The sequence below is a fragment of the Paenibacillus alvei DSM 29 genome, assembly GCF_000293805.1.
Lineage (GTDB): Bacteria > Bacillota > Bacilli > Paenibacillales > Paenibacillaceae > Paenibacillus_B > Paenibacillus_B alvei.
In genome coordinates this window covers 95,666-109,491 of record NZ_AMBZ01000009.1, presented here as the reverse complement: position 1 = coordinate 109,491, position 13,826 = coordinate 95,666, and the positions used below count along the sequence as shown (strand labels likewise).

Annotated in this window: 16 protein-coding genes; 12 read left to right on the top strand and 4 right to left on the bottom strand. The window is 44.3% G+C overall.

From position 1 onward, the window contains the following. The first annotated feature begins 3 nt into the window (after window positions 1–3). The 10 genes from PAV_RS24945 (at window position 4) to PAV_RS24905 (ending at window position 8,190) form a co-directional block, all read left to right on the top strand. Window positions 4–1,110 carry a GerAB/ArcD/ProY family transporter gene (locus tag PAV_RS24945; RefSeq protein ID WP_005550770.1) on the top strand — a complete coding sequence of 369 codons (1,107 nt, stop codon included), beginning with the start codon at window positions 4–6 and terminating at the stop codon, window positions 1,108–1,110. Then, a complete protein-coding gene (locus tag PAV_RS24940) occupies window positions 1,107–2,270 on the top strand; it encodes a Ger(x)C family spore germination protein (RefSeq protein ID WP_005550769.1) in 1,164 nt (387 codons plus the stop codon). Before PAV_RS24945 ends, PAV_RS24940 begins: the two co-directional genes overlap by 4 nt. A gap of 148 nt (window positions 2,271–2,418) precedes the next feature. Further along, window positions 2,419–2,730: a hypothetical protein gene (locus tag PAV_RS36530; RefSeq protein WP_005550767.1), complete on the top strand. Its 312-nt coding sequence runs from the start codon at window positions 2,419–2,421 to the stop codon at window positions 2,728–2,730. Next, a complete protein-coding gene (locus PAV_RS36525; protein ID WP_238555915.1) occupies window positions 2,723–2,926 on the top strand; it encodes a hypothetical protein in 204 nt (67 codons plus the stop codon). The genes PAV_RS36530 and PAV_RS36525 overlap by 8 nt, the downstream gene beginning before the upstream one ends. A 62-nt stretch (window positions 2,927–2,988) precedes the next feature. After that, window positions 2,989–3,348, top strand: a complete 360-nt coding sequence (locus PAV_RS24930) for a hypothetical protein (RefSeq protein ID WP_040736868.1) — start codon at window positions 2,989–2,991, stop codon at window positions 3,346–3,348. Window positions 3,349–3,399: 51 nt separating this feature from the next. Continuing rightward, a complete protein-coding gene (locus PAV_RS24925; protein WP_005550764.1) occupies window positions 3,400–4,695 on the top strand; it encodes a hypothetical protein in 1,296 nt (431 codons plus the stop codon). Between the two features lie 84 nt (window positions 4,696–4,779). Next, complete coding sequence (locus PAV_RS24920) at window positions 4,780–5,118, top strand: DUF4274 domain-containing protein (protein ID WP_005550763.1); 339 nt, start codon at window positions 4,780–4,782, stop codon at window positions 5,116–5,118. A 77-nt stretch (window positions 5,119–5,195) separates the two neighbouring features. Further along, window positions 5,196–6,863, top strand: a complete 1,668-nt coding sequence (locus tag PAV_RS24915; RefSeq protein WP_005550762.1) for a DUF6138 family protein — start codon at window positions 5,196–5,198, stop codon at window positions 6,861–6,863. A 103-nt stretch (window positions 6,864–6,966) separates the two neighbouring features. Then, window positions 6,967–7,410: a DMP19 family protein gene (locus PAV_RS24910; protein ID WP_005550761.1), complete on the top strand. Its 444-nt coding sequence runs from the start codon at window positions 6,967–6,969 to the stop codon at window positions 7,408–7,410. 219 nt (window positions 7,411–7,629) lie between these two features. Beyond that, entirely contained in the window at window positions 7,630–8,190 is a 561-nt protein-coding gene (locus PAV_RS24905) for an SMI1/KNR4 family protein (RefSeq protein WP_005550760.1), read from the top strand. A 136-nt stretch (window positions 8,191–8,326) separates the two neighbouring features. On the opposite strand, the gene PAV_RS24900 is transcribed toward PAV_RS24905, so the two are convergent. Then, entirely contained in the window at window positions 8,327–9,718 is a 1,392-nt protein-coding gene (locus tag PAV_RS24900) for an SMI1/KNR4 family protein (protein WP_005550759.1), read from the bottom strand. Window positions 9,719–9,762: 44 nt separating this feature from the next. Next, entirely contained in the window at window positions 9,763–10,212 is a 450-nt protein-coding gene (locus PAV_RS24895; protein WP_005550758.1) for a hypothetical protein, read from the bottom strand. A gap of 356 nt (window positions 10,213–10,568) precedes the next feature. Here PAV_RS24895 and PAV_RS24890 point away from each other — a divergent pair, with 356 nt between their 5' ends. Beyond that, complete coding sequence (locus tag PAV_RS24890) at window positions 10,569–11,489, top strand: DUF1963 domain-containing protein (protein WP_005550757.1); 921 nt, start codon at window positions 10,569–10,571, stop codon at window positions 11,487–11,489. A 220-nt stretch (window positions 11,490–11,709) separates the two neighbouring features. Here PAV_RS24890 and PAV_RS24885 read toward each other — a convergent pair whose 3' ends face one another. Next, complete coding sequence (locus PAV_RS24885; protein WP_005550756.1) at window positions 11,710–12,267, bottom strand: SMI1/KNR4 family protein; 558 nt, start codon at window positions 12,265–12,267, stop codon at window positions 11,710–11,712. A 90-nt stretch (window positions 12,268–12,357) separates the two neighbouring features. After that, complete coding sequence (locus PAV_RS24880) at window positions 12,358–12,795, bottom strand: Lrp/AsnC family transcriptional regulator (RefSeq protein WP_040736866.1); 438 nt, start codon at window positions 12,793–12,795, stop codon at window positions 12,358–12,360. A gap of 143 nt (window positions 12,796–12,938) precedes the next feature. Here PAV_RS24880 and PAV_RS24875 point away from each other — a divergent pair, with 143 nt between their 5' ends. Beyond that, window positions 12,939–13,520 carry a DJ-1/PfpI family protein gene (locus PAV_RS24875; RefSeq protein ID WP_005550754.1) on the top strand — a complete coding sequence of 194 codons (582 nt, stop codon included), beginning with the start codon at window positions 12,939–12,941 and terminating at the stop codon, window positions 13,518–13,520. Window positions 13,521–13,826: the final 306 nt, after the last annotated feature.

Here is a 13,826-nt window from a genome sequence, read left to right as displayed (position 1 = left end):
CTTATGAAAATCTCCGGACTACAGCTCTTTTGGCTGATAGTGAGTACTGAAACCGCATCAGGTATACTGTTTACGTTGACTCCAGCGATCGCTGAGGCCAAGCAAGATGCTTGGATTTCCGTTTTACTTTCGGGAATCATCGGGCTTGGCGTAGTATACCTTGCCGCTAAGATAAGTCTGCTATACCCGGATCAAACCTTTATCCAATTTAGCCAAACGATACTGGGAAAATGGTTGGGAAAAATCATTGTCCTCCCTTACTTTGTGATGTGGTATTCGGTAGATGGAGTAATCTTGCGCGACTCCTCGGATTTTTTACACCTAGCATTATTTGAGAAAACACCGTTAACAGTGCTATTGTTCACACAATTGATCTTAGCGGTTTATGTTATTTATACAAGCGGTATTGAGGGCATCGCCCGTTGCAGTGAAATTGTGGGTCCAATTATAGTCCTAATGGTTTTGGGTACCTGCGTTCTTAGCTTGAATCATCTGGATTGGCAGCAATTAACTCCAGTTTACGCCGATTCCGGGTTAGGGCCGATTTTGAAAGGGGCACTCCCAACCGCTGCTTATTATAGTGAAACGGTCATATTGATGATGGTGTTTTGCTTTCTATCCGATACCCGCCAAGCGCTCCCACGGGCAATGTGGGGAATGGCTGTCCCGTCTTTATTGGTTTTTGTGGCGGCAGCGGTGGCTATTATGACGTTTGGGCCGTTACTTTCTTCGCGGATGTGGTTTCCTTTCTATGATATGTCACGTTTTATTTCCGTTTTGGGTTTCATTCAAAATGTTGATATCCTGGTTGTGGTCGTCTGGATGTTCTCTGTTTTTACCAAGCTTTCTTTATTCCTGTTTGCCACTACTTACGGAACCGCACAATGGTTGAACATAAAAGATTGGCGAAAGTTAATCTGGGTCGTTGTTCCGATCGTATTCGGTTTTTCACTATTGCCAAAAAACATCGCACAGGCCATGATCGATTACCCACAAAAATTTTGGCTGCCCTATGTCATGCCGATTAACGTATTCGGAATTCCTCTTTTATTATGGATTGTCGGGACGATCCGTAAAAAGAGATCCAACAAGAAGGTGAGGCAACAATGAAACAAAACAGGGTGATTTTTCTTATTTTCATTTTGCTCATACTGTTGACGACAGGTTGCTGGGATCGCAAAGAATTGAATGATCGAGCCATTATTATCGCGTGGGGATTTGATCTGAACAAAGATGGAACGTATCGGGGGACGACACAGTTTGCGCTCCCATCGAAAATGGGCAGCGGTAAATCGGCAAGTCAGGGCAACAAGGCTTTTGTTACTGTCTCGGGAACTGGTAAAAATCTGTACGAAGCCGCTAGGGATATGCAACTTAAAGTTTCCCGTACATGGTTTTCCGGGCATCGCAGGGTAATTCTGATTGGGGAAGAGTTAGCACGACATGGTCTTGCAACAATTTTGGATCAATTAAGCCGGGATCCCATTGTACGGCTGCGAGCAGATATGTTCGTTTTGAAAGGCGGATCGGTGCAGGATTTTCTTGAATTACCCTATCCGTTGGAACGCCTTTCGGCGAATGCTCTTGTCAAAATGCATGAGGCTGCTGGGTTAAATCCAGATCTCACCTTGCGAAACTTTTTGATGGCCGCTTCGAGCGAGGAAAGTTGCCCCATTTTGCCTGCCGTTGAAAAAACGGACAGCCCTTCTAAAGAAGGTTCGGAACAAACAGCTCCTGAGATGAAGCTAAGGGGCTTCGCTATTTTCGATAAGGAAAACCGTCTCGTTACCTATTTGCCGATGAAGGAGAGTTTCATCCGGCAATGGATCGTAGGGAAATTAAATTCCAATGTCTTCACCGTCAATATTCCTGGGGAGAAGGGAAACATTTTAGTTGAGTTAGACCATTTGAAGAGAAACATCAAAACATCCCAGCGCGGCAATAAGGTTAGTATTACCGTTACACTTGGCGGAAAAGGTACAATTCGGGAAAATAACACGCGACTAGACTTAAGCGAGTCTAAAAACGTGATATTGGTACAGCAAGAGCTAAATAGACAAACCGGCAAATTTGTTCAAAAGGTAATCCAAGAAGCACAAGCCCTCGGTACAGATATTTTTGGATTCGGGGAAGCCTTTCACCGGCAACATCCTTATGCATGGAAAGGGATAAAAAGGAATGGGCTAACAAATTTGCCGAGGCGGAGGTTATCGCTTCATTACATCTGCAAGTTTGGGAAGAAGGGAAACTGGGTCCGTCGGGAATTCTGAAGGAAAATGAAATAAAAAGATGAAAGTTCGTAAATCTGCCAATAATCGCACAAAAAAGGCCTTATTTTAGCCATAAGGTCTTTTTTGTACTAAAATATACGAATGAGAACTTATAACTCCGCTTATTTGCGATAAGGAGAGGATTACTTTGGATAAGCAGTCATACGCAAGATACCTGCTCCATCTCATGGATGAAGAAGAAGAAGCCGATGAAATGATTGATGAGGACTCGCTCTATGGATATTTTCAAATGTATATGCCGAGCGGTAAAGGGGTGGAGGCTACCTTTGCGCCGCTGCAAGATGGAGACGCCTATTTACAGCGAATTGTACAAATGTATGACATCCTCGATCCCGCGGATTTTGGCGGTGACACGGTGCCAGGCTATTTTACTAGTAAGGTTGCAGATGTGCCTCAAGATGTGCTGAGGAGACATGGCGAACAGCTAGGTTGTGAGTGAGCACAAGGATTATGATGCACCGATTGAAATTCTAGACGAGGCCTATTACTCGATTGCCTGCGATTATTGGATTTCTTATTATTTGCAGTGGCACCGCTACGGACTTAAGGGCGACCCGTTTGCACCGTATTTCGACTTATATAGACTGGGATATTCCGCAACCTTCTCAGAGCACACGCTGTATATCGGATCGTGAACGGAAGGTGAATGTTGAGGTTAGGTTGATTGACGAATAAATTTGATAGAGGCGGGATTCCGTTGAAAACAGCAAATGAAATTTTTACGATCATCCGAACTGACGGCTTTTTTGAAAAAGTCTTTTTTGTAGAAGGGGATTGGGATTCAGAATTAGACGCTCGAGAATCATCTGCATTCGATGCGGCATGGAACGCTAGCTATGAAACATTACATAAGAAAGACCCCACTGAAAGTGCGACAATTCGAGATATTAGAGAATATGCATTCAAGCAAACGTTTCGACTCACGCAAAATTCCGAGCTGGCCAGTTATGTATCTGATGACTTTGGTCTCATTGCCAAGGCCTTCGACAGCAAGCTCGCCAATGCATTTGTCAGTAGACTCTGGAGTTCCTATCTTAAAGGACAGTTTCCAAAATGAACCGAATCGTGATTGTTAGATGAAAGAACAACATATGGAGGGTACTCAACTATGGCAGAACGCATTCCATGCAAAACGGAAGGCTGCAGCTCGACGATCCTGCCGACTACGGCGACTAAAACAGGCGGTATCTGCATGCCCTGCCAACAGGAACAAGAACGGAAGAAACGGCAAGCGTATATTAATCAGCATCGCAAAACGGTGAATTTGTATGAAGGCTTGACGAACCCGATAGACATTTTGAAGGTTATGCATACGCAAAGAACATATAATCCGCTGATTCAATATGTTGCTTACCCGTATAGTAGAGAACAAATCTATGTATCTTTAACAGTTGCAGAGGCGGGGCAAATGCTAAAGTATGCGGTGGAGCAATTGGATGCAGGCCATGAGGATGAAGCAGAACAAATCCTATTATCGCTCGTGTGTTACCGGAATGATGATATTTCAGAAGTTCTGCCCAAGCTTATAGAGCGTGACCTATATCATTCCTCGATCTTATTTAAAGATGCACCGTCCGAAATACGGGATCGCCTGCTCCAGCAAGTGGAATGGGACGACGACAACCGCAATCATATCCTGCTCATACTGAGCTGGATTGGTGACTCAGAGGTTGTGAGACAATTTGAGGAATGGCGGCTGCATCCGCCGAAGTGGGCGGGACAGTTGTTCGTCAATCCTGACGTGTATGCCTTAGAGGGGGGCTGGGAGCTCTCATCGAATGGGGAAAGACGTGATTTGATCAGTAATTTATGCTACGCGATTCGTGCAACGGATGAACAGCAGGTAGATTCAGGAGCGGAGACGTCTGCTGCGCACTTCCTAATGACCAGCAATTCCCATTGTCCATGGTGCGAGAGAAAGCTCACTGTCTTGATGGACGCGGATACCACTCATCCATCCTTGTCGTATCTCGGCCTGTCTACAGAACGCCTGCAAGTAGCAACATGCGAGCACTGTGGAAGCTTCAGCACCATTTACATGGAGCTCGATCAACAGGGGGAACCGGCCTGGAGTCAATTCAATCAGAAGCCCGATTATTTGCCTAGTCTGGATGATGAGGACATCAGCGTTGCAGTTGAAGATATGAAGCTTAGCCTAGCATCTGAGCCTCACTCTCCGTACTATGCTTCATCTTGGACATTGACTCAGCAAGACTCGCAAATCGGAGGCCACCCAAGCTGGGTGCAGGATGCCGACTATCCGCATTGCCCTTGCTGCGCCCAAAGAATGCGGTTTTTCGTCCAGATGAACTGGGCTGATTTTGACCAATATGGTGAAGGAATTTTCTATATGTTTATTTGTGTTGAAGATAGGTTGACGGCTACATTATACCAGCAGAGCTGATCCACGCTCGCAACAAACGCGGCTCGTAGTGATCAGAACATTGCAGATCTGCTTCTCGCTACGGAAGGAGCGGTTCGTCTATCGTTGACGGCGCAAGAAGAGGGAGCTGTTGATGAAATTTTATATGAAGAGTCACTGAGCAGTATGAGTGAGAAGATTCGTCTCTTAGATTTACCAGTTCTGCTGCATGCAGTCGTGAACGGCTATAACTGGGATGATGGTTCAGAGCCTATGCTGTCCGCCTTCGAGAATCCAGACACCCCCGAGATAACGCTGATGGATATGTACGAACTGATGGAAGGGGAGTACTGGCTGGAGAAGGACGAGTCTGAGCTCCGTAGAACGGCGGAGGGAATGCGCTGGAAAGAGCTTGCCACAAGGTTGAAGGGAAGATTGGAGCAGGATCCTTCTTACAAGGGTTAGCTTTCAATTAGTAGGACATGTGAACATCCAAATAGTAGGCAGAAGCATATTTATTTCTTGGTCGGGAGGAAAGACTGTTGAATCAGGCTGTAGAAGCTTTTTTGAATGATGTGTGGGAAGAAGTCACTTCGATTTACGCAAAAGAGAGCAAAAGGCTGAGCGAGTTTAAGGATCAAAGAAGTTTACAGGCTGGAGTGAAGGATTATCTTCGAGTCGCATGGAGAAAAGGGAAGTTTTCATGGGCAAATGGAAATATTCATATCGATATCTATGAGCCATTATCTTGGAGCGACAGCTCATATAAAGTGAAAGCTGGTGCATACATCTCGGAATTAACGGATGAACTCCTCATTGAGGAATTCTTTCCTGCCTTGTGCGAACGGGTAGAGCGACTGTTCCGCTCTGAGGAGCTGGGAGCCCGTTTCTTTGATTACAAGTTTGAAGTTGTATTGGAGTTTGAATGGGAACAATCTACATTATCACGTAACCAACCGTTCATCAATGAGCCAAAGTTAAGTCAACTGAAACAGACCCTGGAGCAATTTATTCAAACAAAGGTATTATCTGATCCACCGGTCCTACCAGCAAAAGATGACTATTTCTTTTTTGCCAGTCATTTGGTCAATCCTGATTTAATGAAGCAGGAAGTAGAAGAAATCGAGCCGTTGATCCGACGACTCAATGATAAGCTGAAGGAGAACCACGAACGCAAAAAAGAATGGACCAGCCGATATACTTATACCTTCAAACGCTGGGCGGAGGATTACTTTTTACCGCAGCATTTTAACCAAACCGGTTATTATCGAAACGAATGGGTGTTGAAGGAGGAAGCGATCCCTTCTTCCGCAGATGCTGGAGAATTGGAGTTCTTTATTTATGCAGCCGTACAAATTGGCTTCACCGAGCCGGATAATCGGCTGAAGTACCTGGGACTTGCGGCGCAATTGGGTTCAAAGCGGGCAGCAGATTATTTGAAAATAGGCAGCGGTAAATTTGTGAGCACCTATCGAGGAGAGAAAGTAGAGGCCCACAACAATGATGTGACGAAGACAATCGACATCCGGATTCTCTCTGAAGAGGAGGCAGCATACGCTGAAGCGCTCGATTATATCATCGATCTGTTGCGGCAGGGTTTCCCCAAAGAATACAACCTAAAGCTGAAAAGCAGCCAAAAGCATATGCTTCCGTATAAAAAGCTGGCGAAGTCCAAGCTGCATCGTTTTTTTGCCAATGCACTCAGCTATCCGGCGCTGTTCCCCAAAGTTGCAGAATATGCGGAGACGGCAATGGAAGAGTTCGCATGGTACAGCGATGTGGAGCCCAGCGAGAAATCGGCTATGCCGGGCACTTATGCTGTACTAGGCCTCGGCTTATATAGCGAGGATTATTTCCCATTGGTATGCCGTTATATGGGCATGGTGGATACAGAGCACCAAATGGTGCAGGATGGATATCCGCAGGCATTTATCGAGGCGCATGGCGTCAAGCCAGAGCATATGCCAGTGATCGTATCTATGTTGCTGGGAGGCATTGACGAGGGGACGAAGGTAAAAAATCTGACTATCGACCGCCCTGAACTTGCAGAGGCGCTTATCGAGGCATTGCAAGACAAAGAGAATTATCAATGTGAGATGGTTGTGTGCCGAATCTTTGGAAGCGTAAAGAAGCTGGAGGGAACGGCACGAAAAGCAGAGTCGCCGCTTAAAGAAAGACTAGAGCGGCTATTGGCTCTTTCGCAATGTTAACTCTATTGAAAATTAGCCTAATAAATAGACAGGTAAGCAGCGACATTGTGTGTATAAATGATGTTCTGATCCATAAGGTCTACACATTAAAGGGGGAAACAAAATGGAGAAGACGGATATCTGCGACATTTGGTTCGATTTTGCATCGTCCTTTGTGGATAAGAAGAATGATTCTGGCTGGGATGCCTTACCCCCAGAGGAACAAGAGATCACTGCCTTGTGGCTGCTGGAAGCTGACCTCTATAACGGCGGGTTTATTCAATTTTTCTGCAATTGGGGAGAAGCGGCATATCTCCATGCGGTTCGAGCGCTACAAGCGATTGGGGCGGTTCATGCACTCGAAATTATACAATCTGGATATGCCTGTATCGAACGGTTGTCAGGAGACAAGCGCCTTACACAGCTATGGGATATTCCGCAGTACCTTACTGAGGAAGAGATAGAGAGACTGGATAAGTTGGACGAGCAATTTTGGGAAGACCCGGATAAAATCGCGGAAAAAGCACATCGATACTACGTGGAACAGTTGGGAATACATACTCCGTAGAAGGGTGTTTTGTGACGAGATCGACTGTAATTACCTTACTGTTCAGTGGAAATAACGGATTAGACCAGAACCCTTTATCATATAAGGAGGCTCGGCCTTCTAAATCATTTGATATTTAAAAATTAGTTTTAGACTCAATATCCGAATAAAGAAATTCATGGTTATAAACTGGATAATAAATAATTACATGCGATTACATTAATGAGAAGAGGCGATGTATTGGATAAACGGGACTATATCAAAAAAGGATTTGAAGCTTATTATCGCCGATATGACCAAGTAACGGAGGATGGATTTTGTAGATGGATGGTACCAGACGTTCCGGGTGAAATGAAGGCTACCGACTCTAATGAGGAGTGGTCGATATGGAGATTAGTTCCTTCTACCGTAACTGATGGCGACATTTGTGCGCTGGAAAAAGAATTCGGGCTGGACTTTCCGGAATGGTATCAAGCATTCATTTCAACCTATCATCACTATTTCGGCATCGTGCCAGAACAACCGATCGATAAGCCGTTACGCAGCATTCAAGATATGTATAATCCAATCCTGTGCAAGTGTGGTTACCTTCCATTCGCCTGGGACTCCGAGTATGGTCACATATTATGCATGGATCTTACTGGCCCGGATGAGGAGCACTATGCAATCTATGAGATTGACCATGAAATATTATTTGATTTTGATGAAGAAAAGACCGGGCGCGATCAACTGAAAGCGTCAATGAAATTTTTGTATCCCAATTTTAAATCGTTTTTTGACTATGCTTTTGAATTGAAATAGTCTTTATTTTCTTCTGACAGAAGGAAATATTCTTGTCCCTGCTGTATAGCGAATCTCCCATTACTAAAAAGAAGAAGAGCCCTCGTCCGAACGTGGGCTCTTCTGATATTGGTTGCATGATGCTTGCTCGGTCTTGTTAGGCCTCTTGCAGTTGCCGAACCAACTCCTCCGCATACTGCTCTGTAAACCGAAGGTGTCCATTCACCTGTACGATCCGTCCTTCATGAATGCGGCGATCCAACCAGTCTGAAATAAAGGATGGGGCATAGCCGCCTTGACCGAACTCGCCGCCGAAGGCGATCATTTTCTCATAGATACCCAGGTACTGCTCACGGCCGGTCTCTGGATATGACTTTGTATATAACCAAAACTGCACATCATACATCAAATACGAGCCTTCATCTGCATGAAAGGAAAAATGGCCTTTCGCTTCGACAATCTGTGTACAGATCCGGCGGATTTTCTGCTCAATCTGATCCACTTCGATTACGTTAGCGCATAACTCCTCCAGCAACGGAGAAAATTTGCCGTGAGTTACCCTGTAAAGGTCTGCTAGCTTATCCTCCTCAGAGGTATCATAGTCCTCTTCGCTCACCAAACCTTTAATAAACGCTTCGAAATTATCGGCTAGGAACGTAATTTCATAATCACCCTCCTGATCGACATGAATCACTTCCGGTTCGCCATCTCTACCGCAGGCTCGGTAGTCCAGCATGACCACGTCATGGCCTGCCGAAGGACAGTCGCAGATCACAACGCCAATGTCAGGATATCCCCAGTCCTCAATCATAAACGGACTTCCAAATTCCCCGCAAAGCGAATAGTTCCTCTCTCGGCCGATTCCCAGAATTCCTGAGATTGCGATATGATTCTCCGCCCAAGAAGTAGCATCCTCGGTTGGAAAGCAGGTGTTCTTCGGAACTCCGCCATTGCGGTGCTTCATCAGTGCGATATAGGAGGACGGGAGCTTATATCCCAATTCTTCCTCGATTGAAGCGATCAGCTCATCTGTAGGCGGCTCGGATAGATATGCCTCTCTTGCATACTCGCTGTCGTCCCAAAAATCGTCAAGCGACATATCTGAAAATGGCGCATCTACTGATAATCCTGCTGATCCATTCTCTTTCAAGGCTGCTTCTTTCTTCGCTGCAATACGGCGTTCTTGTTTTTGCTGTTTTTCCGCTTTTTGCACACTTAACCGCATTAAGTATTCGACATCTTGATCACCAGGATGTAATTGATTAGCGGTACGCAATGCCTGAACTGCTTCCTCATAGCGCTTTACATAATAAAGAGCAAAACCTACCCGATAGTGCCACAGCGGATCGTTCTGTCCCGCTTCAGCGATGCTTTCAAAATGATGGAGCGCTTCTTCATAGAGTTCCAAGTTATTATAAGCTCGGGCCAGTCTACTTATTATGTCGTAATCCCGTTCGTTCTCGGGTATGGCTAACAGTGCATCCACAATTCGCTGGTGTTCATCATCTTCATGCCATTGATTCAATTGATCGATATGTACTTGGTTCATTGCTGCCTCCATGAATTCTATAAATTGTACATCACTTTATACCGTCAGCCATGCGGCACCACCGCCCGCGATCGCCAATAGAGCACCCGCTGATATGATCCATATATGCTTTTATCTAATTTCACTTCTCCAATGACCCGGGGCAGTAGCCATACAAAAGCAATGGGCGCGTAGGCACCCTGTACCGTGCCCCAAAGAACCATTTGCTTGGCTTGCGCCAGATAAGCACCGGTCGAATCTGGTCGGTCGAAAGCTAAGGTTCCTGCGGTTCGTACGTTCCAATAGGCAATAATCGCGTACAAAATTAAAATGGACAAGGTAAAAGAGACCGTTAGTGTAAACTTAATTTTGTCATGCGAGAACCTTTTTTGCGAGGAATTGGTTGGAGCCAACCCAACTAGGTAAAAAACAAAGCCTACAAAAACAACGCCCCCTATAAACACACATTGAATCGTATTTACAGCGGCCCCCGCCATCAACAGTAAAAACGTCATTTCACCCTCCAACTGTTTGGATTAACAAACATCACCCTATCTGACGATTAGAAGTTTCACAAGTAACGATATCGGAGTATTGACTCCAATTGTTGAACGCCTTATATGCGAACAAGTATAAATCATGGTATCTTCTACCTTTCTAAATAGTAACATCAATACATAGTTGTGTACATTTATAAGAGCACGATCAGGGGGAGTGAATGGGGAGCATGCTCAGTTCATCGTATGAGAGTTCATTAATCTTGCATGCAAAGAATTCCTCTCCCTTTCTATATGTTACAATTGAATTTATGTATGGCAATTTTGGATTCCGAATTAGTAGATATCCCCGATATATAAGGAAGGTGTAGATCATGTTAAGCGAGAACAACAAGAAGAAGCTGGAACGAATTGTTCGGGAACATCACTTCGAACACGCGTTGGATTATTTACAGCATTCTGTGCGCCAAGGGATTCGTCTGTCCAAAAAGGGGCCAGAGAATGACAAGGAGATGTGCTCTTCCCGCATTGGGGGCGATCCGGATCTGCCAACTGACGTAGAGTGGCCGCTTGATTCTAGCGGAACCGCCATGACGTTCCTGGCTCAACTGCGTCTAAGTGATTTGGCGGCTGTTGATGAGACATCCTTACTTCCGGTGAGCGGCATGCTTTCCTTTTTCGTTGGCGTAGATGAACCTGCCTATCATATTGAACACAAGGTGTTCTATCTACCAGAGGAGAAGATGCAGGATGCCAAGCGGCGTCCTTCGCCAGAGGTAACTACGCTTGAGGAGAAGTTTACCGGTTACAAGGTAACTGCCAGATCCACGATTGAGCCTCCCAATTTCGGCTATGTGGATTACGAGCAAGTAGAGGATGATGAGCATGATTTCGAGCAATACGAAGAACTTTGCTTCGAATTGAATGAAGAGAGCTCCAACGATCTCGCCCTTATGTTCGGTTATCCCGCAACCCAGCATGGCGATTGTGAATATGAAGCGGCGCTTCGACTGTTGACCGGCAAAGCGTACAACTATTCCGTAAAGACGGCCCTGAAGGAGATAACGGCTCATTTGAACGGGGATGCTGACAAAGCGGAGCGTGAAGTCCGCGATACGCTGTTGCTGCTGGCACTAGATTCAGATCAGGATGTTGGATTTTGCTGGTGGGATGCAGGCGAGCTGCAATTTTTATTCGAAAGGAAGATCTGCTGGCAGGGAACTTTGCACATACGTATTGCTCCCTGTATTCGAGTTAGACAATCATTGAGTATTTCCAATACATCCTTAAAATGAAAGTTAAGGCACATTCATCGTTATGATATATGCAAAAAACCTCTTCCTGCAATGAATCAACCTTGTCTATGAGCCAAAGGCGTTTGTGAAGGAAGAGGTTATATTGAAATAGGATTCAAGACATTTTCCATGCGGAACGGATCGATGGGGAAGGGCAGTGGACTAGCGGTTGGCCCATCGCATATGGACACCATGGTTTTCCCGCAAACTGCATGTACCCCTATTCCCCGTACAGTATGGCTTCTGCCGAGATCGTTCCCATACATAGCTCTAAGAACGTTGAAGCAACTTGCGCGCTGTCCGCATAGCCTAAATTTCCCGAGTGAGACACAAGAATGGGATATTCATTTTCTTCCGAGCTGCTGCGCATATCCCAAGCATAATGAATACCGCAGCCATCCATGGCAAAGGGGATCGACTCTGGCATATACTCGGGAAATTCATAGGCTAGCATCATTGCCCTGAACTCATCAGCGCTGAAAAACTGAAAATGACGTGTACCATTCCCGAATTCACCGCCATTGGAATAACGAAGGAAATCAAGATAAGCGGCGGGGAGACGCTTGTTCGGAATGAACCATTTTGCCGGATCGAACGGCTGGTATAGCTGATGTAAAGGATCGGTTACAGGAAAGGGATTGCGCTGCCTTCCCCGTATTTCCGTAATCTCCTCCTCAGATAAAGGTTTGTTCCAATGGCTAATGAAATGTTGCGCTTCTAGCTCCGTTAAACCGGGATGCTTCTGGTAGCACACTTCGAATACAGACGCCCAATTCATCCGAGCATTCCTCCTTTTGACCTGTCGATTGATAATATATGAATATTTCAGGGGAAAGTATCACTAATAATGAATTGATTACTAGGATTTTTATTCTTTACTAGGAAAAGGGGCGATTACTTTTTGTTCATAAGAAGATAACACGATATTTGTTGAGGGCGTACCATATTGCATGGAATCATCAATAAATTGTTCAAAACTCTCTACAGAATAGGTTGCTAATTTGACAATATAGCTAATTTCCCCTGCTACCCTGTGACACTCAAGCACATCTGGATGATTACGGCAAAAGTTTGCTAATGATTTACAATCCTTTGACTCAAACAATATAAGTGCAGAAATTGGACGGTTCATTTTTTTTAAAGAAACACGTGCATGGTAACCCTCAATAATTTGTTGCTCCTCTAACTTTCTTACTCGCTCAGTGACGGATGGAGAAGATAAGTGAACAGCCTCTGCTAGATCCTTCATGGAGATTTTCGCATTCGACTGTAATATTCTCACGATGTTTTTATCAATTTGATCCATAACGTATCCAACCTTTTTTTTATAATATAGAATAACTAAAATAATTAATAAATTAAAGCCAAACAATAAAATATCCTTTTCTAGCTTGTTTATGAGCCCTCTATATTTTTATAAAATAAGGATATCAGGAGGTAATTTGGGATATGAAAAAGATATTATTATTATTAGCTAACGGATTTGAAGCAGTAGAAGCTAGTGTGTTTACAGATGTACTAGGTTGGAATAAATGGGAGGGAGATGGATCAACTGAGGTCGTAACAGTTGGTCTTCGGAATCAATTAACCTGTACATGGAATTTTACTGTTATACCTGAAAAAACGGTCAATGAAATTCAACTGGATGAGTTTGATGCACTAGCTATTCCAGGAGGATTTGAAGAAGCTGGATTTTACGAGGATGCCTTCAGTACGCCATTTTTACGTGTAATTCAACATTTTTATTCCAATCAGAAACCGATTGCTAGTATCTGTGTTGCATCATTAGCACTTGGCAAAAGCGGAATTCTTAAAGGAAAAAAAGCTACCACATACAATCATTCAACGAGTAAACGAAAAGAGCAGTTACAGAAATTCGGTGCAGTTGTACAAAATGATTTCATTGTTCAGGATGGAAATATTATTACATCTTCAAATCCAGGCACAGCTTTTGATGTTGCATTTTTATTACTCGAAAAACTAACATCTAAAAAAAATACGGAACATGTAAAAGAACTTATGGGATTTTAGGCATTGGTTCGATCAAAACGGGTATTCTTTTATGCTTATCAACTCATAAACATGCTATCCGAAACCGCATGATAATGCGGTTTTTTGTTTTTATCAAACCTATTATTTCCGTTCGAAGCACTTTATGACCACAGGAGGAAATTCCAAGATGAGAATCAGGGGTCATCTGCTGCAATATAGCATTGCCAAACCATATATTCCTCTACAACGTACCATTGCTTGTTATAGCAAAAACGTTAAGAAACGGATCATGCTATAATGGAATTATTTGACGATAGGATACTCAAAACTAATCATTTCGATTTT

What these genes read in the sequence shown, in the direction of transcription:
- PAV_RS24945 (WP_005550770.1), top strand. Translation starts at nt 4, where the DNA reads ATGAAAATCTCCGGACTACAGCTCTTTTGGCTGATAGTGAGTACTGAA.
- PAV_RS24940 (WP_005550769.1), top strand. Translation starts at nt 1,107, where the DNA reads ATGAAACAAAACAGGGTGATTTTTCTTATTTTCATTTTGCTCATACTG.
- PAV_RS24925 (WP_005550764.1), top strand. Translation starts at nt 3,400, where the DNA reads ATGGCAGAACGCATTCCATGCAAAACGGAAGGCTGCAGCTCGACGATC.
- PAV_RS24910 (WP_005550761.1), top strand. Translation starts at nt 6,967, where the DNA reads ATGGAGAAGACGGATATCTGCGACATTTGGTTCGATTTTGCATCGTCC.
- PAV_RS24900 (WP_005550759.1), bottom strand. Translation starts at nt 9,718, where the DNA reads ATGAACCAAGTACATATCGATCAATTGAATCAATGGCATGAAGATGAT.
- PAV_RS24895 (WP_005550758.1), bottom strand. Translation starts at nt 10,212, where the DNA reads ATGACGTTTTTACTGTTGATGGCGGGGGCCGCTGTAAATACGATTCAA.
- PAV_RS24890 (WP_005550757.1), top strand. Translation starts at nt 10,569, where the DNA reads ATGTTAAGCGAGAACAACAAGAAGAAGCTGGAACGAATTGTTCGGGAA.
- PAV_RS24885 (WP_005550756.1), bottom strand. Translation starts at nt 12,267, where the DNA reads ATGAATTGGGCGTCTGTATTCGAAGTGTGCTACCAGAAGCATCCCGGT.
- PAV_RS24880 (WP_040736866.1), bottom strand. Translation starts at nt 12,795, where the DNA reads ATGGATCAAATTGATAAAAACATCGTGAGAATATTACAGTCGAATGCG.
- PAV_RS24875 (WP_005550754.1), top strand. Translation starts at nt 12,939, where the DNA reads ATGAAAAAGATATTATTATTATTAGCTAACGGATTTGAAGCAGTAGAA.